Origin of the sequence: Actinomadura luzonensis (genome assembly GCF_022664455.2) — a bacterium.
GTDB classification, from domain to species: Bacteria; Actinomycetota; Actinomycetes; order Streptosporangiales; family Streptosporangiaceae; genus Nonomuraea; species Nonomuraea luzonensis.
The window spans coordinates 212,239-237,535 of sequence record NZ_JAKRKC020000002.1 but is presented as its reverse complement, the minus strand read 5'-3'; the positions used below and the strand labels follow the sequence as shown (position 1 = coordinate 237,535).

Genomic DNA, 25,297 nt, shown 5'->3' with positions numbered 1-25,297 from the left:
CCTCGCACACCCCTTGCCGATACATAACCAAATCGGGCTATCATCGCCATATGACGATTGATCCTGATGGTGGCCGGTGTGTCAGTGCCGACATCGCCGCCGGCATCTCCCCGGCGGCGGCGCTGTTCCACTCCCTGGCCGATGAGACCCGGCTGCGCATCGTGCAGCGGCTGGCCCGAGGCGAGGCCCGCGTGGTGGACCTGACCACCCAGCTCGGGCTGGCCCAGTCCACGGTGTCCAAGCATTTGGCCTGCCTGCGCGACTGCGGCCTGATCGACTACCGCGCCGAAGGACGCCAGTCCTTCTACTCCCTGACCCGGCCGGAGCTGATGGACCTGCTGGCCTCCGCCGAGCAGCTGCTGGCCGCCACCGGCCACGCCGTGGTGCTCTGCCCGGTGCACGACACCCAGCCGACGGCCGCCGCCCAGGGCGGCCTTCAAGCCGAGCTCGACGACGACCTCAAGCGCCTCGGCGAGCAGAAGGGCCAGGCCGCGGGGGAGGCGGTGTCATGACCACGCTGAACCTGCCCGCCCCGGCCCGGCGAACTGCACTTCAGCGCCGCATCAGACTGCTGGTCGCGGCGACCATCACCTACAACGTGATCGAAGCCGCCGTCGCCATCACCGCCGGCACCCTCGCCTCTTCCGCGGCGCTGGTCGGGTTCGGGCTGGACTCCATCGTGGAGGTCGCCTCGGCCGCTGCGGTGGCCTGGCAGTTCTCCAGCGCCGACCATGAGAAGCGGGAGAAGGCGGCACTGCGCGTCATCGCGATCTCGTTCTTCGCGCTGGCCGCCTACGTCACCTTCGACGCCGTCCGCGCGCTGCTCGGCGCCGGCGAGGCCGAACACTCCGCCCCCGGCTTGATCCTGGCCGCCCTGAGCCTGGTCGTCATGCCGTTCCTGTCGGCCGCCCAGCGTCGCGCGGGCGGCGCGCTCGGCTCCGCGAGCGCGGTGGCCGACTCCAAGCAGACCCTGCTGTGCACCTACCTGTCTGGCGTGCTGCTGGTCGGCCTGGCGCTCAACAGCCTGTTCGGCTGGTCCTGGGCCGACCCGATCGCCGCCCTGGTCATCGCCGCCGTCGCGGTCAAGGAAGGCCGCGAAGCCTGGCGCGGAGACACCTGCTGCCCGCCCCCGATCGGCGCCGCAGGCGATGCCGCCACGACCGATGCGGGTTGCGCCGACGGCTGCTGCCCGGCCGACGCCACCGTCAACATCAGCACCCCCACGAACGTGACCGGCGCCACAACCAACACGACGAGCAAGGAGACACGCTGATCGGTCGGATGCCCGCACGTGTCCGCGCCGCCTACTGCCACCGTCAACGCCTGCACCGGCCGCCTCAACCAGGGCTGGGTCCACGCCGCCGACGCCAGTCTGCGGCTGAAGGACTCCTACTGCCTGACTGCCGACGGCACCCTCCCCGGCTCGGCGGTGAGCCTGCGCGACTGCCACGGCCTGCCCCCCGACGGCCGCGTCACCGATGTGACCAGGCGCTGGCGCTACGACCCCGCCACCCGCACTCTGCACAACCTGGCCAGCGGCCTGTGCCTGACCGCCACCGGCCAGGACACCGCGACAACGCTGCGCCCGTGCCGGCAACCCGGCCAGACCTGGACACTCCCTACGGCCGGCGAGTGACCTGTTCCCGCCGAGGCCGCGCGCTCCCGCGCGGCCCGCTGCGGGGCACCGTCGAGCAGTCGGCGACCGAGGCCGAGCCACTCATTCAAGCCGGCGCGTCGGCCGGAGCCGATATCCGTGGTCGTCACGAGAGGTGTCCTTTCGATCGCCGGTCCAGGGAGGCGTACGCCGCCCCACCGGCGTTGACAGGGGATGGCCTGGCCGCATGGAGGCTCCACGAACCAGATCGAAACGGTACCGGGGCTAGGTATCGTCGTGGAACGGAGACACGGTACCCCGGCTAGGTATGAAGCGGATGCACGGGTCCGGCCGAAAAGAGGATGTCCGGGGGGTGGGGTCAGCCGTGTTCGGCGTGCCGGCCGTGGTCGGTGACCTGGGCGTCGAACCAGGCGTGCAGCGCCTTGACCAGCGCCGCATCAGCGGTGGTGTAGGCGATCCGGGCGCCGGCGGGAAGCTCGGTGTAACGGATGTCGATGCGGCTGTGGCCTTGTTCGAGCTCGCGCAGCCCCGGCATCTCGCCACCGTGAATGGAGGCGGGGTCGCCGTAGTCGCCCCGGCTGAAGCCGGCCGCCTCGGCGGTCAGGTGCTCGCGGATCAGCCGTACCTGCTGGGCGTCGGCGGGGTCGTCGGAGGTGACCGTCTGCACGCCGCCGGTGGCGGCCTTGGCGAACTGGTGCGTGGTGCGTTCCAGGTCGAACGGCATCACCTGCCGGCTTTTGGCCGCGATCTCGGCCTGCCGGGTCGCCAGCGCCTGCTGCTCGCCCCGGCTGGTGAGCACGTACGCCGTCGAGGCGACGACGATGAGCGCGAGCGCCGCGATGAGCGCTTGGGCGCGTCGATTCTCAAGGTTCATCCATGGCCTCCGTGAGGATGGTCAGGGCGCGCAGCACATCGGCGCGTTCGCCCTCGGGGACACGCTCCAATACGGCGGAGAACCGTTCGGCTCTGGCCTCGGCCAGCCGGGCCGCGGCCTTCATCCCTTGCGGGGTGAGCTGGACCAACACGCCGCGCCCGTCGTCGGGCGCCGGGGTGCGTTCGGCCCAGCCGCGGTTGATGAGCTGGTTGACCAGCCGGCTGGTGGTGCTCTTCTCCAGCCGGAGCCGGTGCGCCAGATCGATCTGCCGCAAAGCTCCGTCCCTGGCCAGCTCGCCCAGCGCGTGAGCCTCCGATACCGGGATGGGCTGCCCGCAGGGGGTCTGGTCCGGCCGGTGGAGGCCGAAGGCCCGCACGAAGCGTGCCACGGCTTCCTGGAGTTCGCGATCATCCGCCATGGTTCGACCGTACAACCAGATAGTTGTGGCTTGCAACCAGATCGGATCCGACCCCTGGAGAGCCGCAGGACCCTCACGCAACGACATGCGAGGCAGCTACTGACATTTTCATGTCGTAGGCCGCTGACGTTCTCGTGTCGCTTGGCGCGACGGCAGGAACGGCCGCAATTCGTCCCGCGAACTAAGTTGCAGTTCGTACTACGAACCATTATGGTTCGTAGCGCGAACTACAACTCCTTCTCTACCGGGAGCGTGAATGATGAGTCGTACAGTCGTGATCGTCGGCGGGGGTTACGGTGGTTCCACGGTCGCCAAGGCGTTGGACGCGGAGGCGGACGTCGTGCTCATCGACCCGCGTGACGCGTTCATCAACTCCGCCGGCTCGCTGCGGGCGCTGGCCCAGCCCGACTGGGCGCCCAACATGTTCTTCCCCTACGACCAGTGGCTCAGGCGCGGCACCGTGGTGCGCGAGCGCGCGGTCTCGGTGGATCCCGGCGGCGTCACCCTGGCCTCCGGCCGGCGCGTCGAGGCCGACTTCCTGGTCCTGGCCACCGGCTCCAGCTACGCCTACCCCGCCAAGCCCGCCTCCGACGCCACCCCTGACGTGCTGGACGACCTGCTGCGCACCCACAAGGAGCTGGCCGGCTCCGAGCGGGTGCTGATCCTCGGCGCCGGACCGGTCGGCCTGGAACTGTCCGGGGAGATCAAGGAGGTATGGCCGCACAAGCACGTGACGATCGTCGATCCGGCCGAGGACCTGCTGCCCGCCTTCCCCGCCGAGATGCGCGGCGAGCTGCGCCGTCAGCTCGACGAGCTGGGCGTCGACCTGCGGCTGGGTGCCGGCCTGAGCGCCCTGCCGGCGACCGGGCCCGGGCAGGCGGGCACGTTCACCGTCACCACGACCGCCGGCGAGGAGATCATCGCCGACCTCTGGTTCCGCGCGCACGGCGTACGGACCAACAGTGACTATCTCGCCGACGGACGGCTCACCACCCGCAACCCGCAGGGCCAGGTCCCGGTCACCGAGACCCTCAACGTCCGCGGCTACGAGCACGTCTACGCCGTCGGCGACCTCACCGACGTCGCCGAGGCCAAGATGGCCGGGTACGCGATGCAGCACGGCGAGGTGGTGGCCAGGAACATCCTCGCCCAGTTGCGCGGCGAGCGGCCCGAGGCCACGTACCGGCCGCTGCCCCACCCCATGATCCTGCTCCCGCTCGGCCCGCGCGGCGGCGTCGGCCAGCTCCCCACGCCCGACGGGCCGGTCGTCGTCCCGGCCGGGACGGTGTCGGCGTACAAGGGGGCCGACCTGTTCACCGGCCGCTTCGCCGAGCAGTTCGGAGCCGCCTGAGATGGACTACATCCAGCTCGGCCGCAGTGGCCTGGCGGTGTCCCGGCTGGTCCTGGGCACGATGAACTTCGGCACCCAGACCCCGGAACAGGACAGTCACGCGATCATGGACCGTGCGCACGAGCACGGCGTCAACTTCTTCGACACCGCCGACGTCTACGCCGACGGCCGGACCGAGCAGATCATCGGCCGGTGGTTCGGCACCGGGGGCGGCAGGCGCGACAGGACCGTCCTGGCCACCAAGCTCTACCTGACGACCAGCTCGTGGCCGAACGACGGCCGCCTGTCCGCGCTGCACATCCGGCGCGCCTGCGACGCCTCGCTCAAGCGGCTGGGGACCGACCACATCGACGTCTACCAGATGCACCACATCGACAGGAACACGCCGTGGGAGGAGATCTGGGAGGCCTTCGACGTTCTCCGGCAGCAGGGCAAGGTGCTCTACTTCGGCTCCTCCAACTTCGCCGGCTGGCACCTGGCCCAGGCGCAGGAGACGGCACGCGCGCGGCACCGGCTCGGCCTGGTCGCCGAGCAGTCCGTCTACAACCTGATGAACCGCTGGGCCGAGCTGGAGGTGCTGCCCGCGGCGCGGCACTACGGGCTGGGCCTGATCCCCTGGTCACCGCTCAACGGCGGCGTGCTCGGCGGCGTCCTGCGCAAGCAGCGGCGCGACGCCGCCGCCCGCGGCGTCTCCGGGCGGTCGGCCGCCACCCTCGCCGCGCATCGCGCGACGATCGAGGCGTACGAGAAGCTCTGCGCCGACCTCGGCGAGGACCCGGCGGACGTCGGGCTGGCCTGGCTGCTCGCGCAGGAGGGCGTGACCGGCCCGATCATCGGCCCGCGTACGGCCGAGCAGCTCGACGGATCGCTCCGGGCCCTGTCGATCACCCTCGGCAAGGACACCTTGGCCAGGCTGGACGAGCTGTTCCCGCCGCCCGCCCCGAACGGCGCCAAGCCCGCGCCCGAGGCGTACGCCTGGTGAGCGCGCTCCCCGGTGGTCAGCGGTCCGGCAGGTCCAGCAGGCCGAGGAACGCGGTCGCCGCCGGGGTGCGTCCGACGCCGCTCCAGATGAGGTACTCGACGCGCATGGGCGCGTCGGTGATCTCGACGGTGGCCAGGCCGGTCAGGTGGGGCACGTAGGCCGAGGGCAGCAGCGCGATCGCCAGCCCCTTGCGCACGAGCCGGGCCATCATGAAGTCCGCGGTGGTGACCTCGAACGCCACCTCACGGCTCAATCCGGCGGCCGCGAACGCCTCGTCCGACTGCGCCCGTGCGGCCGAGTGCGGCGGCAGGTCGATGAAGGTCTCGCTGGAGAGCCGGGCGAGATCGACGGCGGGTTCGCCCGCCAGCGGGTGGTCGGGGGCGACGACGGCGACCAGCCGGTCCCGGGCGAGCTCACGGGCGTTGACGCCCACCGGCCGCGCGCTGGTGGGCAGCCCGAGGAAGGCCACCTCGATCCTGCCCTGCCTGACCTGCTCGGTGAGCTCTTCGCTGCCGCCGACCCGGATGTTCAGCTGGACCTGGGGATAGCTGGCGCGGAACCGGCTCAGCGCGTCCGGGATGTCGACGGCGGCCACGGTGGGGATCAGGCCGAGGGCGAGCCTGCCGCGCACCTCGCCGGTCACCGCGGCGACGTCGGCGGCCGCCCGCTCCGCGGCGTTGAGGCTCTCGCGGGCCGCGGCCACGAACGCCTTCCCCGCCGGGGTGATGCGGACGTGGCGGCTGGTGCGGTCGAACAGCCGCGCGCCCAGCTCCCGTTCGAGGCTGGCGATCTGGCGGCTCAGCGCCGACTGGACGACCAGGCACTGCTCCGCGGCGCGGGTGAAGCTGTTCGTCTCGGCGACGGCGAGGACGTAACGCATCTGCTGGAGTTCCATGGATCAATGATGGTCCGGCATCGCTGAAGTGACAACATTGCGTTGGACTCATCGCTGGCGCCGCCGCGAGACTCGATGCGTGGCAAGGCCACATCGGGACTTCGGAGGTGAACGGATCGTCATGAGTGATGCGCCAGGGAACGTGACCGCGATCGACGTGTGGGTCGATCCGCGCTGCCCGTGGGCGTGGATCACGTCGCGGTGGCTGCTGGAGGTCGAGCGGGTCCGGCCGGTGCGGGCCCGGTTCCACATCATGAGCCTCTCGGTGCTCAACGAGAACCGGGAGGTGCCGGAGAAGTACCGGCAGGCGCAGCGCGAGGGCTGGGGCCCGGTGCGGGTGTGCGTCGCCGCGGCCGAGCACCACGGGGAAGCCGTGCTGCGCCCGCTGTACGAGGCGATGGGAACGCGGATCCACCTCGAGCGCGCCGGGCTGGGCCGGGACATGACGCTCGCCGCGCTGCGCGCCGTCGGCCTGCCGGACACGCTCGCCGACGCGGCGGAGGACCCCGGCCACGACGCGGCACTGCGCGCCCGCCACCACGCGGGGATGGCCCCGGTCGGCGGCGAGGTGGGCACCCCCGTCATCCACGTCCCCGGTCCCGCCGGTGACCGGATCGCGTTCTTCGGTCCCGTCGTCACCCCGGCGCCGCGCGGCGAGGCCGCGGGCGCGCTGTGGGACGGCGTCGTCGCCGTCGCCGGGACGGACGGCTTCTTCGAGCTGAAGCGCGGCCGTGACCGCGAACCCAGCTTCTCCTGACCGCACTGTCTTCCCCCGCTCGCGCGGGGACGTTCGCAAGGACACACATGACCACTGTCATTACTGAACCGCGCTCGCAGGTCCGGGCGTGGCTGGGCGTCGCGGCCATCACCGCGAGCCTGTTCGTCTTCGTCACCACCGAGCTGATGCCCGTCGGGCTGCTCACCCCGGTCAGCGCGGGACTGTCCGTCTCCGTCGGCCTCGCGGGCATGATGGTGACGCTGTACGGCGTCTCCGCGGGCGTCGGGGTGCCGTTCCTGGTCGCGTGGAGCCGTACGGTGAACCGCCGCGCGCTCCTCGCCACGCTGCTGGCGATCATGGCGGCCGGCAACCTCGTCACGGCCGTGTCGCCGAACTTCCCGATCGTCCTGGCCGCCCGGCTCGTCACCGGGTTCGCGCACGGCGTGTTCTGGGCGATCGGCGTCGCCATGGCGATGCGGCTGGTCCCCGGGGAGAAGGCCAGCAAGGCCGCCGCGGTCGTGCTGTCCGGCATGTCGATCGCCACCGTCGTCGGCATGCCGCTGGGCACGTTCATCGAGAGCCTCACCGACTGGCGCACCACGTTCCTCATCTGGAGCGGCCTGAGCCTGGTGGTGCTGCTCGCCGTCGTGCTCACGCTCCCGTCGCTGCCGTCCCAGAGCGCCATCCCGGTGCGGGAGGTGTTCGCGCTGCCGGTCAGGAACGGGCGGCTGCGGGTCGTGATGATCACCGTCGCGCTCTACGTGCTCGGGCACTTCGGCGCGTACACGTTCATCCGCCCCTTCATGGAACAGCGGGCCGGGGCGTCGGCCGCGTGGGTGACCGGGCTGCTGATCGTCTTCGGGGTCGGCGGCGCGGTCGGCAACTTCGTCGCCGGGCACACGGCCGGCAAGAACATGCGCGCGACGTTCGTCGTCGCCTGCAGCGGGCTCGTCGCCTCGCTGCTGCTGCTCCTGGCCATCGGCGGCAGCCCGGCGGGCCTGGCGGTCGCCGTGGTGCTGTGGGGGGTGTCCTTCGGCGCCGCCAACCTCTGCCAGGTCAACATGATGCTCGCCGCGGCCCCCGACACCTTCGAGGCCGCCATGTCGCTCAACACCATGGGCTACAACATCTCGATCGCGCTCGGCGCGCTGCTCGGCGGACTGTTCGCGGGCGGATTCGGGACCGCCGGCGCCGTGTGGTTCGGCGTCGCGCTGACGGTGATCGCGCTGCTGACCGCCTTCGCCGCGCACGCCGGGAAGGAGGCACACCCGTGAACGCCGGCGCGCGCGGCCGGGCGATCCGCGTGACGGCGCTGGACCACCTCGTCCTGAACGTCGCCGACGTGGACCGTTCGCTGCGGTTCTACCGCGACGTCCTGGGCCTGGCGGCGGAGCGGGTGAACGAGTGGCGCCGCGGCCAGGTCTCCTTCCCCTCGGTCCGGGTCGACGCAGCCACGATCATCGACCTCGTGCAACGTACGCGCGGGGAGTCCAACGTGGACCACATCTGCCTGGTCGTGGCGCCGCTCGACTGGGCAGCGGTCATCGACGCCGGGATCCTGGACGTGGTCGAGGGCCCGGTCGTCCGCTCAGGCGCCCGCGGCGACGGCCGGTCGGTCTACGTCCGCGACCCCGACGGCAACACCGTCGAGCTCCGCTGGTACCCGCAGGACCTCGACCCGCCCCCGCTCGACGGCGAACTCGTGCGCGACCCGGCCGCCCGCGAGCGGGCCGCGGCCGACTTCGGCCACGTCGTGCGGACCGTCCCCGAGGCCGTGCTCCGCCCCGGCTCGGCCGCGGACATCGCCGCCGTCGTGCGGTGGGCGGCCGGCACCGGCCGGCAGGTCGCCGCCCAGGGCACGCGGCACTCGGTGTACGGCCGGTCCCAGGTCGGGCGCGGCGTGGTCGTCGACATGTCGGGGCACAACGCGATCCACCACGTGGGCGCGGACCGGATCGTCGCCGGCGCGGGCGCGACCTGGCGCGACGTCCTCACGGCCGCGCTCCGCCACGGCCGCACCCCGCCGGTCCTCCCCGAGTACCTCGACCTGACGATCGGCGGCACCATCGCCGTCGGCGGCGTCGGCGGGACCAGCTGGCGGCACGGCGTCATGAGCGACACCGTGCTCGCGCTCGAGGTCGTCACCGGCGACGGGCAGGTCCGCACCTGCTCACCCGGCGAGCGCCCGGACCTGTTCGACGCCGTCCGCGCCGGACTCGGCCAGGTGGGCGTCATCACGCGGGCGACCCTGCGGCTGACGGCGGCGCCCGGCGCCGTCCGCAGGTACCGGCTCGTCTACTCCGACCTCGACACCATGCTCGCCGACCAGCGACGGCTCCTCGACGAGCGCAGATGGGACTACCTCCACGGCCGCGCCGCCCCCGGCCCGGAAGGCGGCTGGACCTACCTCGTCGACGGGGCGGCGCTGCTCCCCGGCGCGGCGCCCGACGACGCCGCCCTGCTCGCCGGACTCGCCGACGACCGCGCGAAGGCGACCATCGACACCCACGACTACCGCACCTACACCGACCGGTTCACGCCTCTGGAGAACACGCTGCGCGGCGGCGGGCGCTGGGACTCCCCGCACCCCTGGCTGTTCACCTTCGTCGGCGCGTCCCGCGCGGGTGCGGTCCTGGCCGGGACGCTCGCCGGGCTCACCGCCGGCGACCTCGGCGACCACGGCGTCGTCTCGGTCCTGCCGCTGCGGACGGACGCCGTGCGCAGCCCGCTGTTCCGGCTCCCCGCGGAGCCGGTGGCGTTCGCGATGAACCTCATGCGCATCCCGGCGCCGGGCCCCGCGAGCACGGTCGCCGCCATGGTGGCCGGCAACCGTGCCGTGTACGAGCGGGTCGCCGCGGCGGGCGGCACGCTCAACCCGGCCAGTGCCCTGCCCATGTCCGCCCGCGACTGGCAGGCCCACTTCGGCCCGGTGTGGGACCGCTTCGCCGCCGCCAAGCGGGCGTACGATCCCGGCCACGTCCTCACCCCCGGCTACGAGGTGTTCCCGAGGGGGGACGGGTGAGCGGTCAGACTATGCGGGTGCAGAGGGTGCGTCCCCGGATCTCCCAGTCGACCCTCCGGCCGCCCGGCGGGCAGGGACCGTCGGTGAACGCGGTGATACGCAGGACGAAGTCGTACTCCTCCGGCGCGGAGCCGTCCCGGCACGGCCACGACGTCATCAGATCCCTGTTGCTGATGGCGACCGTGTTCTTCTTCTCGCCCTTGGTGGCCAGGAAACACTCCCCCGTGTGGAACTGCCGCTGCACGCAGAGGGCGATCTCGTCCGCGTCCTCGCCGTAGCTCCACCACAGTTCCCCGTCCAGATCGGCGCCGTGCCTCAAGCACCCGGAGGAGTCGCGGGTCACCTTGAGCACCTTCAGGTGGGCGTCGGACCGGCCGCAGCCGACGGCGCGGGGCTTGCTCCTGCTCCACCCGCCGGTCGGACGCTCGTAGGCGTCCAGGCAGTCGCCCGCCGAGATCTTCTCGAACGCCTTGCGGACGGGATCAGACGTGGGGGTCGGGGTCGGCGTGGGGGTGGGGGTCTCGGACCGCTTCCCCGGCACGGGCGCCGGGGAAACGGAGGTCTGCTGGGCGGTGGTGACGGCCTCGGAGGTGGCCGGTGTGCTCCCGTCGTCCCCGACCGCCCAGACGGCCAAGGCGACCAGCAGGACGCCCACGGCCGCGGCCACCGGGAGCCCCAACCGTCCGAGCGGCGGGAACCGCCGGCCGCTCCCCGGCTCGTCCGGCGGCGGAGGCGCCAGCACCTCGGTCTCCGCCACCCACGTGTCGATCATCGTGCTGACGGGCGCCGGCAGCGGCGCGTCCCCGCCCTCGGCGAGCGCGGAGCAGCGTTCGAGGAACGCGCCGAGACCGGGCCGGTCCTCCGGACGCTTCTCCAAGCCGGACGCGATCAGCGGGAGCAGCGGCTCCGGCACGCCGGTCAGGTCGGGTTCCTCATTGACGACGCGGTAGCCGAGGGCCTCGACCGGGCCCTCGCCGAAGGGCCGCCGGCCGGTGGCGGCGAAGGCCAGCACGGCGGCCAGGCAGAACACGTCGCCGGCCGGCCCCACCTCGCGGCCCCGGAGCTGCTCGGGCGACATGAACCCGGGCGTGCCGGCGACGCTGGTGCGGGTGGTCTGCGAGGCGGCGTCGAGCGCGCGTGCGATGCCGAAGTCGATGATGCGGGGCCCGTCCTGGGCGAGCAGCACGTTGCCGGGCTTGAGGTCGCGGTGGACGACGCCCCGCTCGTGGATCGCCATCAGCCCTTCGGCCAGGCCCGCGCCGAGTGCCGCGACCGCCGCCGCCGGGAACGCGCCGCACTCGCCGACGGCATCGTGCAGCGACGGGCCCGCGATGTACTCGGTCACGAGCCAGGGCGGGTCGGCGTCGGCGCCGGCGTCCACGACCTGCACGGTGTGGATGCCCCCGACCCGCCGCACCGCGGCGACCTCCGCCCTGAACCGCCGCCGGAACTGCGCGTCCTCCGCCAGATGGGGGTGGATCACCTTGACCGCGACCCGCCGGCCGCCCTTCGAGCGGCCCAGGTAGACGCGCCCCATACCGCCCGCCCCCAGCCGCGCCAGCAGCCGGTACCCACCGACCTGCTTCGGGTCGCCCGCCTCAAGCGGCTTCAGTCTCTCGCTGGACACCCGCCCGTCCTTTCAGACCCATGGGTCGTTCAGCACGCACCTTCCCACACCGGACGACGGACCGGGGGACGGCCGGCCTGGCCGGCGGAGCCCACGCCGCTCGCTCACCGCCCGGAGGGAAAACCGGGCGGCATGCGCATCGGACCGCCGCCGAGCGGGCCGCCGCCGACCAGGACGGTCGATCCGGCCATGTAGGCGAACTCGGCGCTCGCCAGCGACACCACCGACCTGGCGATCTCCTCCGGCATGGCCATCCGGTGCGTGCCGGGAGCGTTCAACGGGCCCCAGGCCCGCTTGAACGCCTCCCAGATCGCGTCCGGCAGGGACGCCGGGCGCACCAGCGCCGTGTCGGTCGTGCCCGGGGAGATGGCGTTGATCCTGATGCCCTTGGGACCGTAGTCCATGGCGGCGGTCTCCACGATGCCCTTGATCGCCTGCTTGCTGGAGGTGTAGGCCGCGCCGCCCGGGCGTCGCGACTCCGAGGCGGTGCAGATGATCACGCCGCCGTTCTCCAGCATGTGCGGCACCTCGTACTGGATCGACAGGAAGACACCTCTGGTGTTGGTGTGGTGGACGTCGGTCCAGTCGTCGAGGGACATCTCGTGCAGGGGCGCCGTCCTGGTGATGCCGGCGTTGTTGAAGGCGATGTCCAGCCGTCCGAACGCGGCGGCCGTCTCGTCCACGAAGCGCCGCAACTGATCGGGGTCGCGGACGTCGGCCTGCTGGTACCGGGCGGTGCCGCCCGCCTCGCGGATGTCCTGCTCGACCCGGCGGCCGAGTTCGGCGCGCCGCCCGCAGAAGCCCACCTTCGCGCCCTCGGCGGCGAACGCCCTGGCCGTGGCCTCCCCGATGCCGGAGGTGGCTCCGGTGATCAGGACGACCTTGCCGGCGAAACGGCCGCGCGGCGAGGCCGGGGCCGGCGCGCTCGTCGGCGGGTCGGTCAGGTACGGCGGGATCACCACCGCGCCGGCCAGACCCGCCGCACCGGCCGCGGCGGCGGCCAGGCCGAAGAACGCGCGCCGGCCGCGCCCCGCCCCGGCAGGCCGCTCCGGCACCTCGTCGTCTTCCACCCTGTCGTTCTCCACCCTGTCGTTCTCCACCTTGTCGTCCTTCGAAGGGAGTCAGCCGAAACGGTCTGGACCGACTGTCTCGCGCCGGCTGGGGCCGCCGCCTCCGCCGGGTGTCCCGGCTGCCCGGCCACAAGGAGGAGCCGTACAGGCCACTTGGCGGACGTGCGTGCCGCTGGCCGCGACCGCCACGCTGCCGGCGTCGCTCGTCGCGGGCGACGTGATCGCAGTGGCTGCGGCAGCGCCGCGTGATCGACCAGCGGGAAGACCGGCCCGTCACCCACCTGGGCGGGATCGCGCAGCACCGTGACCAGCCGCATCACCGCTACCGAGCGGATCATGGCGGCCCGCCCGTCGGGCCGGATCGTGGCGCTGACCACGTTGCGCCGCGCGATGGCCGGCGAGCCGCCCTTCCTTTCCCCGGTTCCTCCCAGGTCTCGTCGGACAGCGGTCAAAGGCGCAACCCGAGGGGCGCCGCCGCCACGAGACCGCCGTCGATGACGAGGTCCTGACCCGTGATGTACGACGCGTCGTCCGAGGCCAGGAAGGCGACGGCGGCGGCGACGTGGTCCGGGTGGCCGAGCGAGCCGAGGGGCACCTCCGCCGTGATGCGGGTCTCCGCGCCGGGGTCGATGGCGGAGCGGTACATCTCGGTCTCGATGTAGCCGGGGCTGACGGAGTTGACGCGGATGCCACGCGGCGCGAGGTCGGTGCCGAGCGTGCGGGCGAGGTTGTGCACGGCGGCCTTGCCGGCGGCGTAGAGCGAGGCCGCCGGGAGGCCGCGGTGCAGGGTCCAGGACGCGTTGATGACGACGGCGCCTCCGTCGCCCATCAGCGGCAGCGCCCTCTGGATCGTGAAGAACACCCCTTTGACGTTGATCCCGACGATGCGGTCGAAGTCCTCCGGGGTGGGCTCCGGCCTGAAGTCCGCGATTCCGGCATTGGCGAAGACCACGTCGAGGGCGCCGCGCCAGGCCCCGACGCACCGCACGAGGAGATCGAGGTCGGCGTCGACGCTGACGTCCGCGCGGACCGGCAGGACCCGCTCGGAGCCGAGGCGTTCCGCCGCGGTGCCGAGGCGGGTCTGGTCACGGCCGGTGATGACGACGTACGCGCCCTCGTCGAGGAACCTGCGCGCGGTCGCGAAGCCGATGCCACTGGTGCCGCCGGTGATCAGGACTGTGCTGTTCGTGAATCGTGTCATGCCGACGATCCTCGGGCGGCGCGAGCCTACGCGGCAGTGCCGGCTGAGCCTGGGTCTGACACCACCACCAAGCGCTCCAGCAGGGCCTGCGTTCCCGTCCCTGGCGCGGGAGTGTGCAGCACCAGCCGGTGGCCGGGCAGCGGCAGGGTGGTGGCCTCGAACGTCAGCGTCCCCAGGCCGGGAACCTCCAGAGCCTTGGCGCCGTGCGTGGGGCCGCCCACGGGGAACTCCGCCCAGATCTCGGCGAACGCGGGGCTCGCGGCGCACAGGTCCGCGGCCAGGCGGCCGAACTCGGGGTCGTCCGGGTAGCGGGCGGCGTCCGCCCGGAACAGGCCGATCATCGCCCGCGCCGCGTCGCGCCAGTCCACGACCGCCGCGCGGTAGCGGGCGTTGGTGAAGAAGCTGACCAGGCAGTTGTGGTCGTACTCGTCGCACTGGAACACGATCTCCGTCGCGCGGTTGACCGCGAGCACGTTCCAGTGCCGGTCGATGACGTACGCGGGTCGCGGCAGCCAGCCCTCCAGGAGCCGCCGCACCGCATCCGGGACCCGGCTCTCGGACGGCGTCGCCTGCGGCGGGTTGAGGCCGGCGAGCAGATACAGGTGCTCGCGCTCGGCGGGCTCCAGGCGCAGCACCCTGGCGACGGCGTCCAGGACGTCGGCGGAGACGTTGATGTCACGTCCCTGCTCGAGCCAGGTGTACCAGGACACCCCTACCCCGGCGAGCACCGCCACCTCCTCCCGCCGGAGCCCGGGCGTACGGCGGCCCTCGCCTGCCGGCATGCCCACGTCGGCGGGCGTCACCCGGGCTCGCCGCGACCGGAGGAACGCGCGCATCTCGGAACTGCGCCGCTGCCGTGCATGTGCGGAAAGTCGGGAACTGCCCATCAGGGCATGCTATGTCGTGATCAACGCGCTCAAGCGGGTCGCTGCCAGGGCGTTGCCCGCCCGCGCCGGACAGGCTCCCCGGCGGCGGCTCAGCGGTGCGCATTCCCGGCGTCGTCGGCGGCGGTCATGGGGTGAGGACGGCGGCACGCAGGGCCTGCGCGAGGCGCGCGACCGCTTCGGCGGCCGGGCCGGGAGGCCGGGCCAGCAGCAGGCGGCGTCGCTCGCGGGGCCCGCCGCGCACCGGCAGCACGCGCACGCCCGCGGGCACGGCCGGGGCCAGGGAGGGCGGCACGGTGGTCAGCCCGCAGCCGGCCGCCACCAGGGCGAGCTTGGTCAGCCAGTCCCGGGCGACGTGGACGACCTGGGGCCGCTCGTCCAGCCCCGGCCAGATGCCCATGGTCGCGCTCTCCCCCGTCCCGGCGGCGGGGCCGGCGATCCAGCGGCGGCCGTGCAGGTCGGCGACGTCCACGTAGCTGCCGCGCGCGAGCGGGTCGGCGGCGGGGACGGCGACGCGCAGGTCGCGTTCGGCGAGGATCTCGGTCTCCAGCGGCGGCGTCTCGGTGTCGGGTGGGCGGAACGGCGGCTCGGCGGCCAGCACGGCGAGGTCCAGCGTGCCGGCCCGCAGCGCGCGGGCCAGCGCGCGGGTGCTGCCCTCGCGTCCGGTCACGGTGATCTCCGGGTGCGCCCTGCGCAGGGCGGCCAGCGCTTCGGGCACGAGGACGGCGCCCGCGCTGGCGAACCAGCCGAGCCGCACGACGGCGGGCTCGTCCGGCAGCCCGGCCAGCTCGCGCGCGCCCGCGTCGATTCGGTCCACGACGGCGGCGGCGTGCCGCAGCACGATGCGTCCGGCCGGCGTCAGGCGGACGCCGTCGTGCCGCCGCTCCAGCAGGGCGGCGCCCGCCGCGCGTTCGAGCGAGGCGATCTGGCGGGAGACGGCGGACTGGGTGTAGCCGAGCGAGGTGGCCGCGGCGGTGAGCGTGCCCCGCTCGGCCACCTCGCGGAAGACGCGCAGCGCGGTGAGCGAGGCATCGGTGAAGGCCATGAGGATTACGCATACCACAGGTGAAGAACTTGCGCTGGTGGCATGACCGGCCGCACTCCTACGCTGGCCGGGTAACCCTCTCCCCCGTTCAGGAGCATCATGACCACCATGCCCAGGGTCGCCCTGGTGACCGGCGCCACGCAGGGGCTCGGGCTGGCCCTCGTCCAGGGGCTCGCGCGCCGCCTGGAGCCCGCGGACACGGTCTACCTCACGGGCCGCGACGCCGGCCGCATAGCGGAGGCCGTGAACGCGACGCCGCGCACCGGCGCCACCGTGCGCGGCGAGCTGTTCGACGTCGCCGACCCCGACGCCGCCGGCAAGCTGGCCGAGCAGATGCGGCAGCGGCACGGCGGCGTCGACGTGGTGTTCGGCAACGCGGTGATGCGCATCGGGCCGGATGACGACCCGCGCGCGCTCATCGATTCCTACACCCAGGTCAACAACTTCGGCACCACCCGCCTGCTGCGCGCCTTCGCCCCGCTGATGCGGGACGGCGGCCGCCTCATCGTGGTGGCCAGCAGCCTCGGCACCCTGCGCCACCTGGCGCCTGTCCTGCACGACCGCTTCGACGCCCTGACCTCCCTGGAGGAGGTGGACGACCAGGTGGCCGCGTGGCGCGACGCGGTCGCGGACGGGAGCGCGCGGGCCGGCGCCTGGCCGGGATTCGTGAACATCCCCTCCAAGATCGCTCAGGTGGCGGCGGTCCGGGTGCTGGCCGGCCGGCGCCGTGAGGAGGACGCCCGCCGCGGGATACTGCTGGCCGCCGTCTGCCCCGGCATGATCAACACTCCGACGTCGGGCGCCTGGTGGGACGTGCGCGACGCCCCGTCCCCGGCGCAGGCCGCGCGGCCTCTGCTCGACCTCGCCCTCGGCCCGGTGGATCCGGCCCACTACGGCGAGCTGGTCCGCTTCGGCAAGGTTCTGCCCTGGCGTCCGGAGTGACGCCCAGCGCCTCCGGCAGTCTGTGACATCCCAGGGCCGCCCTGTGGGCCCAGGCAGGATGAAGGGTCACTTCCGGTTCCGGTTCCGGTAAACGATCTCCTTGTCGCCCTTGCCGGGATACGCCATGATCAGCAGCCGTTGCCCGCTCTGCGCCTCGCCCTTCCAGGGGAACCAGGCATGGTGCACGCGGATGCGGTAGTGCCCCTTGCGCCCGTTGAGGGCGAGGTTGGGCAGCTCGGTGCCGCTGAGGCTGTCGTAGAGCACGATCTTGCCGCCCGGGCTGTCGTAGCCGACCTCGACCACCTTGTCCCAGCCCTTGGTCTCGACGGGCGGCCGGCGGCTGTAGGTCTCCAGGGTGACGCAGAGGTCGAAGTCGGGGTGGGTCACGACGGCCAGGATGCCGTGCGCGGAGTAGACCAGCCCGTTGCCGCGGCCCGCGTCCAGGTCGCTCTCCTCCTCCCCCTCGTAGGTCTGCAGCACCCCGTAGTCGGTCCACTGCGGCTCCTTGAGCCGGATCGCCCGGGCCGGCTCGATGCGCGGACGGTGGCGCGGCGTGGCGTCGCACATGGCCTGGGAGTCCGCCTGCATCTCCGCGATCTCCCGGTCCTGCTCGGCCTTCGCCGCCTGGACGATGGTGCTCGCGCTGGGACAGATGCCGGCCAGCGGATAGGTGAGGGCCGCCCGGTTGATCTTCAGGCGGGCCAGCTCCCGCGGGTCGTTGCGGGTGTGGACGCCGCACAGGTGGCGCCCGTAGGCGAGCACGACCTGGTCGGGCGTGGTGTCGGGGAACACGTGCAGGCCCTGTGCGCCGTACTCGTCGCGCAGGGAGCACACGAACTTCTGCTCGGCCGTCAGCTCGCGCGGCTGCGCCTCGCCCGTGTCGATCTGCCACTGCTCGGGCAGGTCGCAGTCCGCGACGGGGCCGCGGGCCATGTCCGCCGTGGGCAGCAGGCACAGGGCCACGGCCGAGGCGAGGCCCGCCAGCAGGACGTGGTGGCGGACGCGGTGGGCGGGCGGGGCGGCGTACAGAAAGAGCAGGATGAGGCCGGAGGCGGTGAGCGCGAGGGCGTACCAGAGCGGGGAGATGCCCGGGGCCAGGAGCTGGTCCCCGTCGTAGGGGACGGTGGCGCCCTGCTTGACGTAGAGGCTCTCCGGGTAGAGCCACAGCTCCCCGAAGAAGGTGGAGTGCTCCGGGGCGAACGCGCTCACGGCCCCCGCCCCGCCCAGCAGGAACAGGCTCAGCGTCGTCGCGCGCAGCAACGTGCGCGTCCGCCGCCGCACGGCGACCAGGATCAGCACCGCCGGCGCGCCGACGCCGACGAGGAGGTCAAGCGCGACAAAGTACGCCGTGGCCTCCGTACCGGTGTACTCGCGTACCGCGTCGCTCAGCACGTTCTTCGGTCCGAGCCAGAACGGCACGCCCCGCGCGAGGTTGACGGCCGCGGGGACCAGCGGGAGCACGATCGCCAGGACCGGCAGCGGCCACCGTCCGGCGCGCGCCCGCACGGGCTCCGTCCGGGGCACGGCGGGCTGGAGCGTGCCCAGGTCGTGGGCGGACCGCGCCCACCAGACCAGCGAGAAGACCGAAGCCGCGCCCAGCAGCCCGGGCATCAGCAGCTCCAACGCCCCTTCGTCCGCGCCGCCGAACGCCACGATCGACACCGAGCCGGACGAGAGGAGCGAGAACACAGCCGAGATCACGCCGGCCCGTACCGTCGCGGCGCTCCAGCGCGGCTCCCGCGCCTGCGCCACCAGCAGCGACACCAGCCACACCAACGACAGGAGTTCCAGCGCCCAGGTCCAGTTCTGCCCGGCGAAGAGGTAGTGGCCCGTCTGGTACGCGACGGTGGTGACGGCGTCGCGGACCACGCTGAGGGCCCCGGTCACGAGCATGAGCACCCGTACCCATCGCCGGGTGGTCCCGGCGAGCACGCGGAAGAACAGCCACATCACCACGAGCTGGATGACATCGGCGACCAGCGACGTCCACCACAGGTACGGGATCGGCAGTTCCCAGGTCAGCTCGTACACGACCATGGCGTAGAGAGCGAGCCGCAGCAGCCGCACCTCACGGCCGTGCCGCGCCGGTTCCCCCCGCAGCGGCCCGCGCAACACCTCCCGGTACGCCCACGCCTGCACCGCCGCGATCGCCACCAGCAGGGCGGCCAGCCACGGCCAGGCCCGGATCTCGTCCGCCATGAACCCGTTCGGGTCCGCCACCACTCTCCACAAGGGGACGAGGCTGCCGGTGACCAGTCCGACGACGGCGAGGACGATCACGGCGGCCAGGTACAGGGCCGCGAAACCGGCGGCGAGCCGGCCGAAGCGATGGCGGCGCATGAGGCACTCCGGGATGGGGGGCGAGGAGGAGAGCGCCCAACCATACTGATCCCCGGCCAAGTGGATCAAGCACCGGTTGCCGTAGCGACATGGCCGGACCGGACGGTCCTTCCGCCTCACCCACGCGCGGACCGACCCGGAGGCATGGCTCACAAGTTATCTTGACTGTGATCGATATTACTGTGCTGCTATGGATCTGGAGGCGTGATGGAGTTGAACTCGCTCAGGCAGTTCCTGGTGGTGGCGCGCCTGGAACACCTCAGCGGCGCGGCCGAGGAGCTTCGCGTCGCCCAGCCGTCGCTGAGCCGTACCATCGCCCGGCTGGAGAGCGAGCTGGGCACACCGCTGTTCGACCGGAGCGGCCGGTTGCGGCTCAATGACGCGGGCAAGCTCTTCCGTGACCACGTCGAACGCTCCCTGGGGGAACTGGACGCGGGGCGGCGAGCCGTCGCCGAGGCCGTCAGCCAGGGTGTGGGCACGGTGCGGCTCGCCTCGGAGACCTTCCTCACGCTCACCGGGCCGCTGGCGGCCTTCAAACGGGCGCACCCGGCCATCGAGGTCGACCTCCGCTGGATGGCGGCCGAGGAGATGGGCCGTCACCTGCGGGCCCAGGACGTCGACCTGTGCGTCGCCTCCCAGCCGATCCCGGCCGAGGGCCTGGAAGCGGTCCAGCTGCTCGACGAGGCGGTCGGCCTGGCCACGCCGCTCGACCATCCGCTGGCCGGCCGTACGTCGGTGAGCATCGACGAGCTGACCGGCCAGCCTTTCGTCAGCGCCCGCAAAGGGCACTGGCAACGCCGCCTCCTGGACCGTCTCTTCACCGCACGCGACCGCACCCCGAAGATCGTCTGCGAGGTCGACGAGCTCAGCGCCATCGCGGCCCTGATCAGCGCGGGGCTCGGCGTCGGCCTCGTCCCCGCCTTCGCCCGCACCAACCCCACGCGGGTCCCCGCCGCCTGGGTCCCCGTCGACGACCCTGACTGCCGCCGCGCGGTCACCCTGCACTGGGGCGCAGGCAGCCACCTGAGCACCGCCGCCCGCCTGATGCGCACCACGATCGCCAACTGGAACTGGACCGCCGGCGAACCGCAGGAGCAGGGTTGAGGTCATGAACGGGCCCTCGCTCCTGGAGGACGGCCTGGATCTCCAGGCTGATCGACACCTTGTCGCCGACCACGACGCCACCGGCCTCCACCGGGGTACCGAAGTCGCGCCGGTTGATCTCCACCATCGCGGAGAAGCCAGCCCGCTGCGCACCCCACTGGTCCGCGCCGAACCCGTTCACCTCGACGGCCAGCGGCACCTGCCGCGTGACGCCGTGCAACGTCAGCTCACCGTCGACGGTCCAGCCGTCCCGGGCCTGGCGGACGCCATGACGGGCAGTTGTGAAGGCGACCTCGGAGTGCACCGGGTCGGCTTTCCAGGTGCCGGCCAGGTAGCCCGGAATCTCGACGGTCGAAGGGAGGTGAATCATGGCTTCCTCCACAGCGCGGAGCGGGATGGCGGGATCAGGGCTCGAGGTCGACGACGCCTCTGCCGCTGGAGATGTCGAGCGGCACCGAGACCTGGTCATGCACGATCAGCCACCTGCCGTCGATCTTCCGGAGGCAGTAGGTGACCCTGACCCACATACCGCTCGTGGCCGTCCCGTTCTTCAACGTGCCGCTGAGACGGGCGAACGCGTGCCCGAACGCCACGTCATCGCCCACCGTGAGCGTCAGGTCGCGAACCTCGTAAGTCACGCTCTCGAAGAACGTGAACACGGGCGCCCAGTTCTTGAGCTTCGCCTCGATCCCCACGTGCTGGAGCGGCGGCTCGATGTCGAAGGACACGATGTCCGTCGCGTAGAGCCGCTTCAGACCCTCCGGATCCTTGCTTTGGAGCCCTTCGGCGATCTCGTCGACCACCTGGCGGATCCTGGCTTCATCCACCTCGCGCTGCGTGGGCATCGCTACCCCAGCCCTTCCCCTTCGCGGTGAGGCCTTGCTTCTGACACCTCCGACGCTATGGCTCTGAAGCTATCTTGTCTAAGATCAATATCGCTATGGCGTTATGCTTTGCGTGGCATGACGGAGCCGCGCCGGCCGACGTCACTTCGCGTTCCGATGCCGTTCGCTCACCTGCTCCAACGCGGCTTCGAAGGCACGCAGGGCGCCGATGACCGTGGCGCGCCCGGCGGGGTCGAGCTCGCGCATGACGCTTTCCCAGGCGGAGGCGCTGCCGGAAAGCCACTCACTGATCGGCGCCGTGTAGGCGGGGGCGATGGCGATGATACGGCGGCGGCGGTCGGCGGGATCAGTGGTGCGTTGCAGGACTCCCGGCCGCGACAGCTCACTGACCATGAGACTGACGGTCGTCGGGGCCACCTCCAGCCGGGCGGCGAGCTCGTTGACGCTGGTGGGGCCGTCATACTCCAGATGGGCCAGCAGCGCGAGATGGCGCGGCGCAAGCTCCAGCCCTTGCAGCGCCGCGGGGATGGGCAGGCGCTTGGCGCGGCCGACGAGCCGCGGCATGAGCAGCAGCAAGGTACGGACGGCCTCGTCGACGGCCGGACCGTCCGCCTCCTTCTCCATGGACATCGGCGACACCCCCAGATACCTTTGCCATCAAAGCATTTGTCATCAAAGCGAACGAGGTCCACTATGCCGCACCTGACCGTGCACCTTGCGGAGAACAGACTGTCGGGCAGGGAACCCGAACTCGTCACCGCCCTGACCGAGGCGATCGTCGACGTCTACGGCGAATGGGCGCGGGACCACGTCGGCATCCGCCTGACCGGAGTCCCCGCAGGTCGCTTCGCGCAGGGCGGCAAGGCCGTGGACACGAGCGCCTCGGTGATCCTGGGCGTCCGCGCCGGCGTCTTCGACCGCCCCGACGCCGACCAGATCACCGCGCGCCTCGGCACCGGCCTCACCGACGCGATCACCCGCGTCCTCGGCGAGGAACTCCGCACGGGCACCATGGTCGAACTCGTCGCGTCCCCGCCGGAACGAACCTTCGTCGGCGGCGCCCCCTCCGCATGACCGATCACCCTGGCACGGCTACGCATGAGGAGCGGAGGTGGGCGGGACGCGGTGTGGCCTGGTCAGCACAAGTCGCGGACCAGGCCCCAGGGCGCGACGCAGGCCGTCAGCTTCCGGCGGTGCGCTCGCGCTCGTACGCGGCGTTGATGCGCAGCGCCTCGGCGAGCTGGTCTTCCAGGATAATGATCCGGCAGGCCGCTTCCACGGGAGTGCCCTGATCGACGAGCTCTCGGGCCCGCGCGGCCAGGCGCAGTTGGTAGCGGGAGTAGCGGCGGTGGCCGCCGCTGGAGCGTTTCGGCTCGATCAGGCGGGCGGCGCCCAGGGCCCGCAGGAACGTGGGGGTGACGCCGAGCATCTCGGCGGCCGCGCCCATGCTGTAGGCGGGATAGTCCTCGTCGTCGAACCGTTCTTCGGCCGCGCGTCCGGCCGTTGCTTCCATGGTTCTGCCGGGAGCCAGCGTGTCACCCTCGGCAGCCGAGCGACGTTGATCCATGCATTCCTTTCTCATCACGCGCACAGGGGGCCCCGGCGCCTGTTGCGCCGGGGCCCCGAAAGAGTTCAACACCATCTACCGGCCATCCGGCCGGCCTACTGTTGTGCGCAGCTGCCGCAGGAGCGGCGGTGATGCGCGGATCGCGGATGCGTGACCGTAGACCACCTTCCAATCGTGTGGAACTGCGGTACCCGAGCGGCGCGACTTCAGCCGGCAACGGGCGATCCCGATGGCGTCAACACTCCCTTCCTGTATCTCTTCCGGACCACTTCCAACTTCACTTTCGGCAGCGCGTCCACGGTCAGGGCCCTGTTCCACTGCGCTGGCCCGTCACGTCCGACCTTCTGCCGGCAACCTCTCACTTCGTCTTGCTACGGGCAGTTCGTCGTGATGCCAGGAACTACTTCGCTGCCCGGTGAATCCGTTTCTTGCGATGTCAGAAACCATAGTACCTGCGCTCGCGAATGTCTACCATCGCCACTACAGATTTTCGGTTCCGGGCGCGGCAGCCTTCCGGCCCTGCGTCCAGCGGAGCGACAGGAAGGGCCGCAGCCGGCTGATCTCCTGGTCGATCGCCCGCTGTTCGTCCGCCGACAGGGCCTGGAACGGCGTCAGCCGTACCTCGCCCGCGGTGAAGGATCAGGTGCCGCGGACGTAGCCTGGCCGGGCGCGACCCGTCGCACCGGGGCGGGGATGCCGGGGTCGGGGAGCGGGGCGCCGGGCAGGTCGAGCAGGCGCCGGCCGTCGGGGCCGGTGTAGTGGCGCAGGTCGGCGCTCATCTCCGAGACGATCTCATCGTCTCGTCGCGCTCGGCGGCCGCTGGTACCTGATCCTCTACGACCTGACCAGGCACGACCGGCGCAGCTTCCGCCTCGACCGGCTGGCGCAGCCGCGCAACACCGGCGCCCCCTTCCTGCCCCGGCCGCGCACACCGTCGTCGTGCTCGTTCACGCACCCGCCGGACACGTTCGCCGGATGGTCGGCCAATGGGGCGAGATCGAACCGGCCGACACCTGACCACGCACCAGTTCCCTGTCGAGCCGCGCCGGCCGGCGGCTCCGCCTGCCCGGTGTGCGCGCAGGTCACCGGAACAGGATGTCGGCGGTGTGGCGGGTGCCGTCGTCGAAAGTGAGGATCAGCCTCCTCGCGGTGTCCTGCCACGCCTTGTCGGTCTTCCACACGTAGGTGTAGACGCCGGCGGCCGGGTCGTAGCTCAGGCCGGAGTTCCCGGCGGCCTGGGCCGGCTCGGGCGGGCCGGTCGGCTCGCCGGTCTGGACGTCGTACGGCTGGCTGGACGGAGAGCCGGGGGCGAGAATGCCGAGGCCCAGGTAGGCGCCGACGCTGAAGGTCACGGGTACGGCGGCGCCGGCCTTGCGGCGGTTGACAGCGGGCGGGCCGGCCAGAGGCGGCTGGAAGCCGCCGAAGCGGAAGCGCGAGGGCGCCCAGTCGCCGACGGCGTTGGCGAGACGGTTCAAGGCGACTTGGCCGGAGCCGTCGGGGTCCATGGTGAGGAGGCTCCCGATGTGGTCGAGGAGGATCTTGGTGCCGTCCGGTGACCACACGGCCGAGGTGGCGATGACATTCTGCGTCGTCTTGCCGCTGCCGTCGGCGTTCATCACGTGGACGGCCGGGGGCGGGCCCATCTGCGACTGGATGTAGAGGATCTTCGTGCCGTCTGGGGACCAGTCCGGGCGGGTGGAGGCGCCGGTGACGGCTTGGTGGGTCAGTTTGCGGGGGTTGGTGCCGTCGGCGTCGCGGAGGTAGATGTCCATTTTGGACACGTACGCGATCTGGGTGCCGTCCGGGGACCAGGCCGGCTGTGCGGCGTCTCCCGCCACCAGGGTGGCGGGGCCGGTGCCGTCGGCGTTGACCGTCTTGAGCCCGTCGGCGGAGGCGTAGGCGATCTTGGTTCCGTCGGGAGAGAGGGCGAGGCCCCGGCCGTTGAACCCGGAGCCCGTGGTGAGCCGGTTGATCCCGGTGCCGTCGGCGTTCGCCGCGTACAGCTCGGACGGGGTGTCGCAGCGGCCGAAGACGACCTTGCGGCCGTCGGCCGAGACGTCCACCGCGCACTCGTTCTCGGGGCCTTGGACGACAGGGGCGGCCCCCGTGCCGTCGGGGTTGACGCTGTGGATGTCCCCGTCCATGAGGAAGTAGATCTTGCCGTTGACGCCCGGGTAGGCGGCGTGGGCGGGGGCCGTGTTCAGGACGGCGGCCGTCAGGCCGGCGGTCAGCGTCAGGACCAGGCAGGCGATGATCGCTCCTGAACGGGCCGAGGATCGCGGACAGGTTGCTGATGCTCGTCCGGACAAGATGGAACCCCTTTCTCCTCTGACGGTGCGGCAGGGATGGAAGGCGAGATCCGGGTTCGGCTGGGGCAGGCATGGGCCGGGGTCGCCGCCGCCGTCGATGACCTGTCCGGGCGCCGCCCAGATGAGATGTCCGGCGTTGTCCCTGCCGGTGTTGCCCTTGAGGGTGATCTTCGCGCCGGGTCACCTGTCGGTCCAGACGTGCACGGCTCCGTGAACGGGGCCGCCGTCCGGATCGTTGCGCCAGCTGGAGAAACTGTCGGACGTGTTGTCACTCCCCACACCGGCGCTACGGCCGGAGAACTTCGCGATACCGCCGCCGGCGAGCCGGCATGAGCGCAACGTGCCTGACATGGTCACGGCCGAGACGCCGATCCCGAACCCCCGGACATCGCCGTCCTTGACGGGCAATCGCTGCCTGTCCTGAACCCGCACGCCGTGCACCTCCTTTTCCGCGGCAGTCGTGGACGCCACTGAGGAGTCTCCATCGC

28 protein-coding genes are annotated in these 25,297 nt (G+C 72.0%); 12 read left to right on the top strand and 16 right to left on the bottom strand.

Annotation, left to right across the window (positions count from 1 at the left end; translation table 11 throughout):
* Positions 1 to 50 precede the first annotated feature (50 nt).
* Genes MF672_RS31275 through MF672_RS31265 form a run of 3 tightly spaced genes read left to right on the top strand, consistent with a single transcriptional unit; the run spans position 51 to position 1,636 of the window.
* Positions 51 to 512, top strand: a complete 462-nt coding sequence (locus MF672_RS31275) for an ArsR/SmtB family transcription factor (protein WP_242371127.1) — start codon at positions 51 to 53, stop codon at positions 510 to 512.
* The gene (locus MF672_RS31270; protein ID WP_242371125.1) at positions 509 to 1,273 is read left to right on the top strand and encodes a cation efflux transmembrane domain-containing protein; all 765 of its coding nucleotides are present in this window, start codon (positions 509 to 511) and stop codon (positions 1,271 to 1,273) included. The genes MF672_RS31275 and MF672_RS31270 overlap by 4 nt, the downstream gene beginning before the upstream one ends.
* Positions 1,274 to 1,291: 18 nt before the next feature.
* Positions 1,292 to 1,636 carry an RICIN domain-containing protein gene (locus MF672_RS31265; RefSeq protein ID WP_242371123.1) on the top strand — a complete coding sequence of 115 codons (345 nt, stop codon included), beginning with the start codon at positions 1,292 to 1,294 and terminating at the stop codon, positions 1,634 to 1,636.
* Between the two features lie 337 nt (positions 1,637 to 1,973).
* On the opposite strand, the gene MF672_RS31260 is transcribed toward MF672_RS31265, so the two are convergent.
* Together MF672_RS31260 and MF672_RS31255 are read right to left on the bottom strand one after the other, a co-directional pair.
* Positions 1,974 to 2,489: a hypothetical protein gene (locus MF672_RS31260; RefSeq protein ID WP_242371122.1), complete on the bottom strand. Its 516-nt coding sequence runs from the start codon at positions 2,487 to 2,489 to the stop codon at positions 1,974 to 1,976.
* Entirely contained in the window at positions 2,479 to 2,907 is a 429-nt protein-coding gene (locus MF672_RS31255) for a MarR family winged helix-turn-helix transcriptional regulator (RefSeq protein WP_242371120.1), read from the bottom strand. Before MF672_RS31255 ends, MF672_RS31260 begins: the two co-directional genes overlap by 11 nt.
* Positions 2,908 to 3,163: 256 nt before the next feature.
* On the opposite strand from MF672_RS31255, the gene MF672_RS31250 reads away from it, so the two are divergent.
* Positions 3,164 to 4,258 carry an NAD(P)/FAD-dependent oxidoreductase gene (locus MF672_RS31250; RefSeq protein ID WP_242371118.1) on the top strand — a complete coding sequence of 365 codons (1,095 nt, stop codon included), beginning with the start codon at positions 3,164 to 3,166 and terminating at the stop codon, positions 4,256 to 4,258.
* A 1-nt stretch (position 4,259) separates the two neighbouring features.
* On the top strand, positions 4,260 to 5,240 hold the full coding sequence (locus tag MF672_RS31245; protein WP_242371116.1) for an aldo/keto reductase: 981 nt from the start codon (positions 4,260 to 4,262) through the stop codon (positions 5,238 to 5,240).
* A gap of 16 nt (positions 5,241 to 5,256) precedes the next feature.
* Here the strand turns inward: MF672_RS31245 and MF672_RS31240 are convergent, their stop codons facing one another.
* The gene (locus tag MF672_RS31240; RefSeq protein ID WP_242371114.1) at positions 5,257 to 6,135 is read right to left on the bottom strand and encodes a LysR family transcriptional regulator; all 879 of its coding nucleotides are present in this window, start codon (positions 6,133 to 6,135) and stop codon (positions 5,257 to 5,259) included.
* Positions 6,136 to 6,256: 121 nt separating this feature from the next.
* Between MF672_RS31240 and MF672_RS31235 the strand changes: the two genes are divergently transcribed.
* The 3 genes from MF672_RS31235 to MF672_RS31225 are packed head-to-tail and all read left to right on the top strand — an operon-like array spanning position 6,257 to position 9,875.
* Entirely contained in the window at positions 6,257 to 6,892 is a 636-nt protein-coding gene (locus MF672_RS31235) for a mycothiol-dependent nitroreductase Rv2466c family protein (protein WP_242371112.1), read from the top strand.
* Between the two features lie 47 nt (positions 6,893 to 6,939).
* Entirely contained in the window at positions 6,940 to 8,127 is a 1,188-nt protein-coding gene (locus MF672_RS31230) for an MFS transporter (RefSeq protein WP_242371111.1), read from the top strand.
* Positions 8,124 to 9,875 carry an FAD-binding protein gene (locus tag MF672_RS31225; protein WP_242371109.1) on the top strand — a complete coding sequence of 584 codons (1,752 nt, stop codon included), beginning with the start codon at positions 8,124 to 8,126 and terminating at the stop codon, positions 9,873 to 9,875. Before MF672_RS31230 ends, MF672_RS31225 begins: the two co-directional genes overlap by 4 nt.
* Before the next feature lie 4 nt (positions 9,876 to 9,879).
* Here MF672_RS31225 and MF672_RS31220 read toward each other — a convergent pair whose 3' ends face one another.
* The 5 genes from MF672_RS31220 to MF672_RS31200 all read right to left on the bottom strand — a co-directional run bounded on the left by MF672_RS31220 (position 9,880) and on the right by MF672_RS31200 (position 15,702).
* The gene (locus tag MF672_RS31220; protein ID WP_242371107.1) at positions 9,880 to 11,502 is read right to left on the bottom strand and encodes a serine/threonine-protein kinase; all 1,623 of its coding nucleotides are present in this window, start codon (positions 11,500 to 11,502) and stop codon (positions 9,880 to 9,882) included.
* Between the two features lie 104 nt (positions 11,503 to 11,606).
* Positions 11,607 to 12,602, bottom strand: coding sequence for an SDR family NAD(P)-dependent oxidoreductase (locus MF672_RS31215; protein ID WP_242371106.1), 996 nt, complete (start codon positions 12,600 to 12,602; stop codon positions 11,607 to 11,609).
* A 418-nt stretch (positions 12,603 to 13,020) separates the two neighbouring features.
* Entirely contained in the window at positions 13,021 to 13,773 is a 753-nt protein-coding gene (locus MF672_RS31210) for an SDR family oxidoreductase (protein WP_242371105.1), read from the bottom strand.
* A 26-nt stretch (positions 13,774 to 13,799) separates the two neighbouring features.
* Positions 13,800 to 14,609 (bottom strand): helix-turn-helix transcriptional regulator, encoded by an 810-nt coding sequence (locus MF672_RS31205; protein ID WP_242371104.1) that lies wholly within the window; start codon positions 14,607 to 14,609, stop codon positions 13,800 to 13,802.
* 175 nt (positions 14,610 to 14,784) lie between these two features.
* A complete protein-coding gene (locus tag MF672_RS31200) occupies positions 14,785 to 15,702 on the bottom strand; it encodes a LysR family transcriptional regulator (RefSeq protein ID WP_242371103.1) in 918 nt (305 codons plus the stop codon).
* Positions 15,703 to 15,801: 99 nt separating this feature from the next.
* Here MF672_RS31200 and MF672_RS31195 point away from each other — a divergent pair, with 99 nt between their 5' ends.
* Positions 15,802 to 16,644, top strand: a complete 843-nt coding sequence (locus tag MF672_RS31195; RefSeq protein WP_242371102.1) for an SDR family NAD(P)-dependent oxidoreductase — start codon at positions 15,802 to 15,804, stop codon at positions 16,642 to 16,644.
* Positions 16,645 to 16,710: 66 nt separating this feature from the next.
* Here MF672_RS31195 and MF672_RS31190 read toward each other — a convergent pair whose 3' ends face one another.
* A complete protein-coding gene (locus MF672_RS31190) occupies positions 16,711 to 18,984 on the bottom strand; it encodes a hypothetical protein (protein WP_242371101.1) in 2,274 nt (757 codons plus the stop codon).
* Positions 18,985 to 19,191: 207 nt separating this feature from the next.
* Here MF672_RS31190 and MF672_RS31185 point away from each other — a divergent pair, with 207 nt between their 5' ends.
* Positions 19,192 to 20,088, top strand: coding sequence for a LysR family transcriptional regulator (locus MF672_RS31185; RefSeq protein ID WP_242371221.1), 897 nt, complete (start codon positions 19,192 to 19,194; stop codon positions 20,086 to 20,088).
* On the opposite strand, the gene MF672_RS31180 is transcribed toward MF672_RS31185, so the two are convergent.
* The 3 genes from MF672_RS31180 to MF672_RS31170 all read right to left on the bottom strand — a co-directional run bounded on the left by MF672_RS31180 (position 19,979) and on the right by MF672_RS31170 (position 21,563).
* Entirely contained in the window at positions 19,979 to 20,458 is a 480-nt protein-coding gene (locus MF672_RS31180) for a YceI family protein (RefSeq protein WP_242371100.1), read from the bottom strand. The two genes, MF672_RS31185 and MF672_RS31180, sit on opposite strands and share 110 nt — an antisense overlap.
* Before the next feature lie 34 nt (positions 20,459 to 20,492).
* On the bottom strand, positions 20,493 to 20,933 hold the full coding sequence (locus tag MF672_RS31175) for a YybH family protein (protein ID WP_242371098.1): 441 nt from the start codon (positions 20,931 to 20,933) through the stop codon (positions 20,493 to 20,495).
* Positions 20,934 to 21,074: 141 nt separating this feature from the next.
* A complete protein-coding gene (locus MF672_RS31170; protein WP_242371096.1) occupies positions 21,075 to 21,563 on the bottom strand; it encodes a MarR family winged helix-turn-helix transcriptional regulator in 489 nt (162 codons plus the stop codon).
* Between the two features lie 63 nt (positions 21,564 to 21,626).
* Between MF672_RS31170 and MF672_RS31165 the strand changes: the two genes are divergently transcribed.
* Complete coding sequence (locus tag MF672_RS31165; protein WP_242371094.1) at positions 21,627 to 22,007, top strand: tautomerase family protein; 381 nt, start codon at positions 21,627 to 21,629, stop codon at positions 22,005 to 22,007.
* A 106-nt stretch (positions 22,008 to 22,113) separates the two neighbouring features.
* Here MF672_RS31165 and MF672_RS31160 read toward each other — a convergent pair whose 3' ends face one another.
* Positions 22,114 to 22,446, bottom strand: a complete 333-nt coding sequence (locus tag MF672_RS31160) for a helix-turn-helix domain-containing protein (RefSeq protein WP_242371219.1) — start codon at positions 22,444 to 22,446, stop codon at positions 22,114 to 22,116.
* Between the two features lie 665 nt (positions 22,447 to 23,111).
* Entirely contained in the window at positions 23,112 to 23,279 is a 168-nt protein-coding gene (locus MF672_RS31155; protein ID WP_242371093.1) for a hypothetical protein, read from the bottom strand.
* A gap of 47 nt (positions 23,280 to 23,326) precedes the next feature.
* Here MF672_RS31155 and MF672_RS31150 point away from each other — a divergent pair, with 47 nt between their 5' ends.
* A complete protein-coding gene (locus tag MF672_RS31150) occupies positions 23,327 to 23,632 on the top strand; it encodes a hypothetical protein (protein ID WP_308210650.1) in 306 nt (101 codons plus the stop codon).
* Here the strand turns inward: MF672_RS31150 and MF672_RS31145 are convergent.
* Together MF672_RS31145 and MF672_RS31140 are read right to left on the bottom strand one after the other, a co-directional pair.
* On the bottom strand, positions 23,583 to 24,809 hold the full coding sequence (locus tag MF672_RS31145) for a PxKF domain-containing protein (RefSeq protein ID WP_242371092.1): 1,227 nt from the start codon (positions 24,807 to 24,809) through the stop codon (positions 23,583 to 23,585). The genes MF672_RS31150 and MF672_RS31145 overlap by 50 nt on opposite strands.
* A 180-nt stretch (positions 24,810 to 24,989) precedes the next feature.
* A complete protein-coding gene (locus MF672_RS31140; protein ID WP_242371091.1) occupies positions 24,990 to 25,280 on the bottom strand; it encodes a hypothetical protein in 291 nt (96 codons plus the stop codon).
* Between the last annotated feature and the right edge of the window lie 17 nt (positions 25,281 to 25,297).

What these genes read in the sequence shown, in the direction of transcription:
- MF672_RS31230 (WP_242371111.1), top strand. Translation starts at nt 6,940, where the DNA reads ATGACCACTGTCATTACTGAACCGCGCTCGCAGGTCCGGGCGTGGCTG.
- MF672_RS31275 (WP_242371127.1), top strand. Translation starts at nt 51, where the DNA reads ATGACGATTGATCCTGATGGTGGCCGGTGTGTCAGTGCCGACATCGCC.
- MF672_RS31165 (WP_242371094.1), top strand. Translation starts at nt 21,627, where the DNA reads ATGCCGCACCTGACCGTGCACCTTGCGGAGAACAGACTGTCGGGCAGG.
- MF672_RS31190 (WP_242371101.1), bottom strand. Translation starts at nt 18,984, where the DNA reads ATGCGCCGCCATCGCTTCGGCCGGCTCGCCGCCGGTTTCGCGGCCCTG.
- MF672_RS31255 (WP_242371120.1), bottom strand. Translation starts at nt 2,907, where the DNA reads ATGGCGGATGATCGCGAACTCCAGGAAGCCGTGGCACGCTTCGTGCGG.
- MF672_RS31205 (WP_242371104.1), bottom strand. Translation starts at nt 14,609, where the DNA reads ATGCGCGCGTTCCTCCGGTCGCGGCGAGCCCGGGTGACGCCCGCCGAC.
- MF672_RS31185 (WP_242371221.1), top strand. Translation starts at nt 19,192, where the DNA reads ATGGAGTTGAACTCGCTCAGGCAGTTCCTGGTGGTGGCGCGCCTGGAA.
- MF672_RS31270 (WP_242371125.1), top strand. Translation starts at nt 509, where the DNA reads ATGACCACGCTGAACCTGCCCGCCCCGGCCCGGCGAACTGCACTTCAG.
- MF672_RS31180 (WP_242371100.1), bottom strand. Translation starts at nt 20,458, where the DNA reads ATGATTCACCTCCCTTCGACCGTCGAGATTCCGGGCTACCTGGCCGGC.
- MF672_RS31240 (WP_242371114.1), bottom strand. Translation starts at nt 6,135, where the DNA reads ATGGAACTCCAGCAGATGCGTTACGTCCTCGCCGTCGCCGAGACGAAC.
- MF672_RS31250 (WP_242371118.1), top strand. Translation starts at nt 3,164, where the DNA reads ATGATGAGTCGTACAGTCGTGATCGTCGGCGGGGGTTACGGTGGTTCC.
- MF672_RS31160 (WP_242371219.1), bottom strand. Translation starts at nt 22,446, where the DNA reads ATGGAAGCAACGGCCGGACGCGCGGCCGAAGAACGGTTCGACGACGAG.
- MF672_RS31200 (WP_242371103.1), bottom strand. Translation starts at nt 15,702, where the DNA reads ATGGCCTTCACCGATGCCTCGCTCACCGCGCTGCGCGTCTTCCGCGAG.
- MF672_RS31170 (WP_242371096.1), bottom strand. Translation starts at nt 21,563, where the DNA reads ATGTCCATGGAGAAGGAGGCGGACGGTCCGGCCGTCGACGAGGCCGTC.
- MF672_RS31175 (WP_242371098.1), bottom strand. Translation starts at nt 20,933, where the DNA reads ATGCCCACGCAGCGCGAGGTGGATGAAGCCAGGATCCGCCAGGTGGTC.
- MF672_RS31260 (WP_242371122.1), bottom strand. Translation starts at nt 2,489, where the DNA reads ATGAACCTTGAGAATCGACGCGCCCAAGCGCTCATCGCGGCGCTCGCG.
- MF672_RS31195 (WP_242371102.1), top strand. Translation starts at nt 15,802, where the DNA reads ATGACCACCATGCCCAGGGTCGCCCTGGTGACCGGCGCCACGCAGGGG.
- MF672_RS31210 (WP_242371105.1), bottom strand. Translation starts at nt 13,773, where the DNA reads ATGACACGATTCACGAACAGCACAGTCCTGATCACCGGCGGCACCAGT.
- MF672_RS31235 (WP_242371112.1), top strand. Translation starts at nt 6,257, where the DNA reads ATGAGTGATGCGCCAGGGAACGTGACCGCGATCGACGTGTGGGTCGAT.
- MF672_RS31155 (WP_242371093.1), bottom strand. Translation starts at nt 23,279, where the DNA reads ATGAGCGCCGACCTGCGCCACTACACCGGCCCCGACGGCCGGCGCCTG.
- MF672_RS31245 (WP_242371116.1), top strand. Translation starts at nt 4,260, where the DNA reads ATGGACTACATCCAGCTCGGCCGCAGTGGCCTGGCGGTGTCCCGGCTG.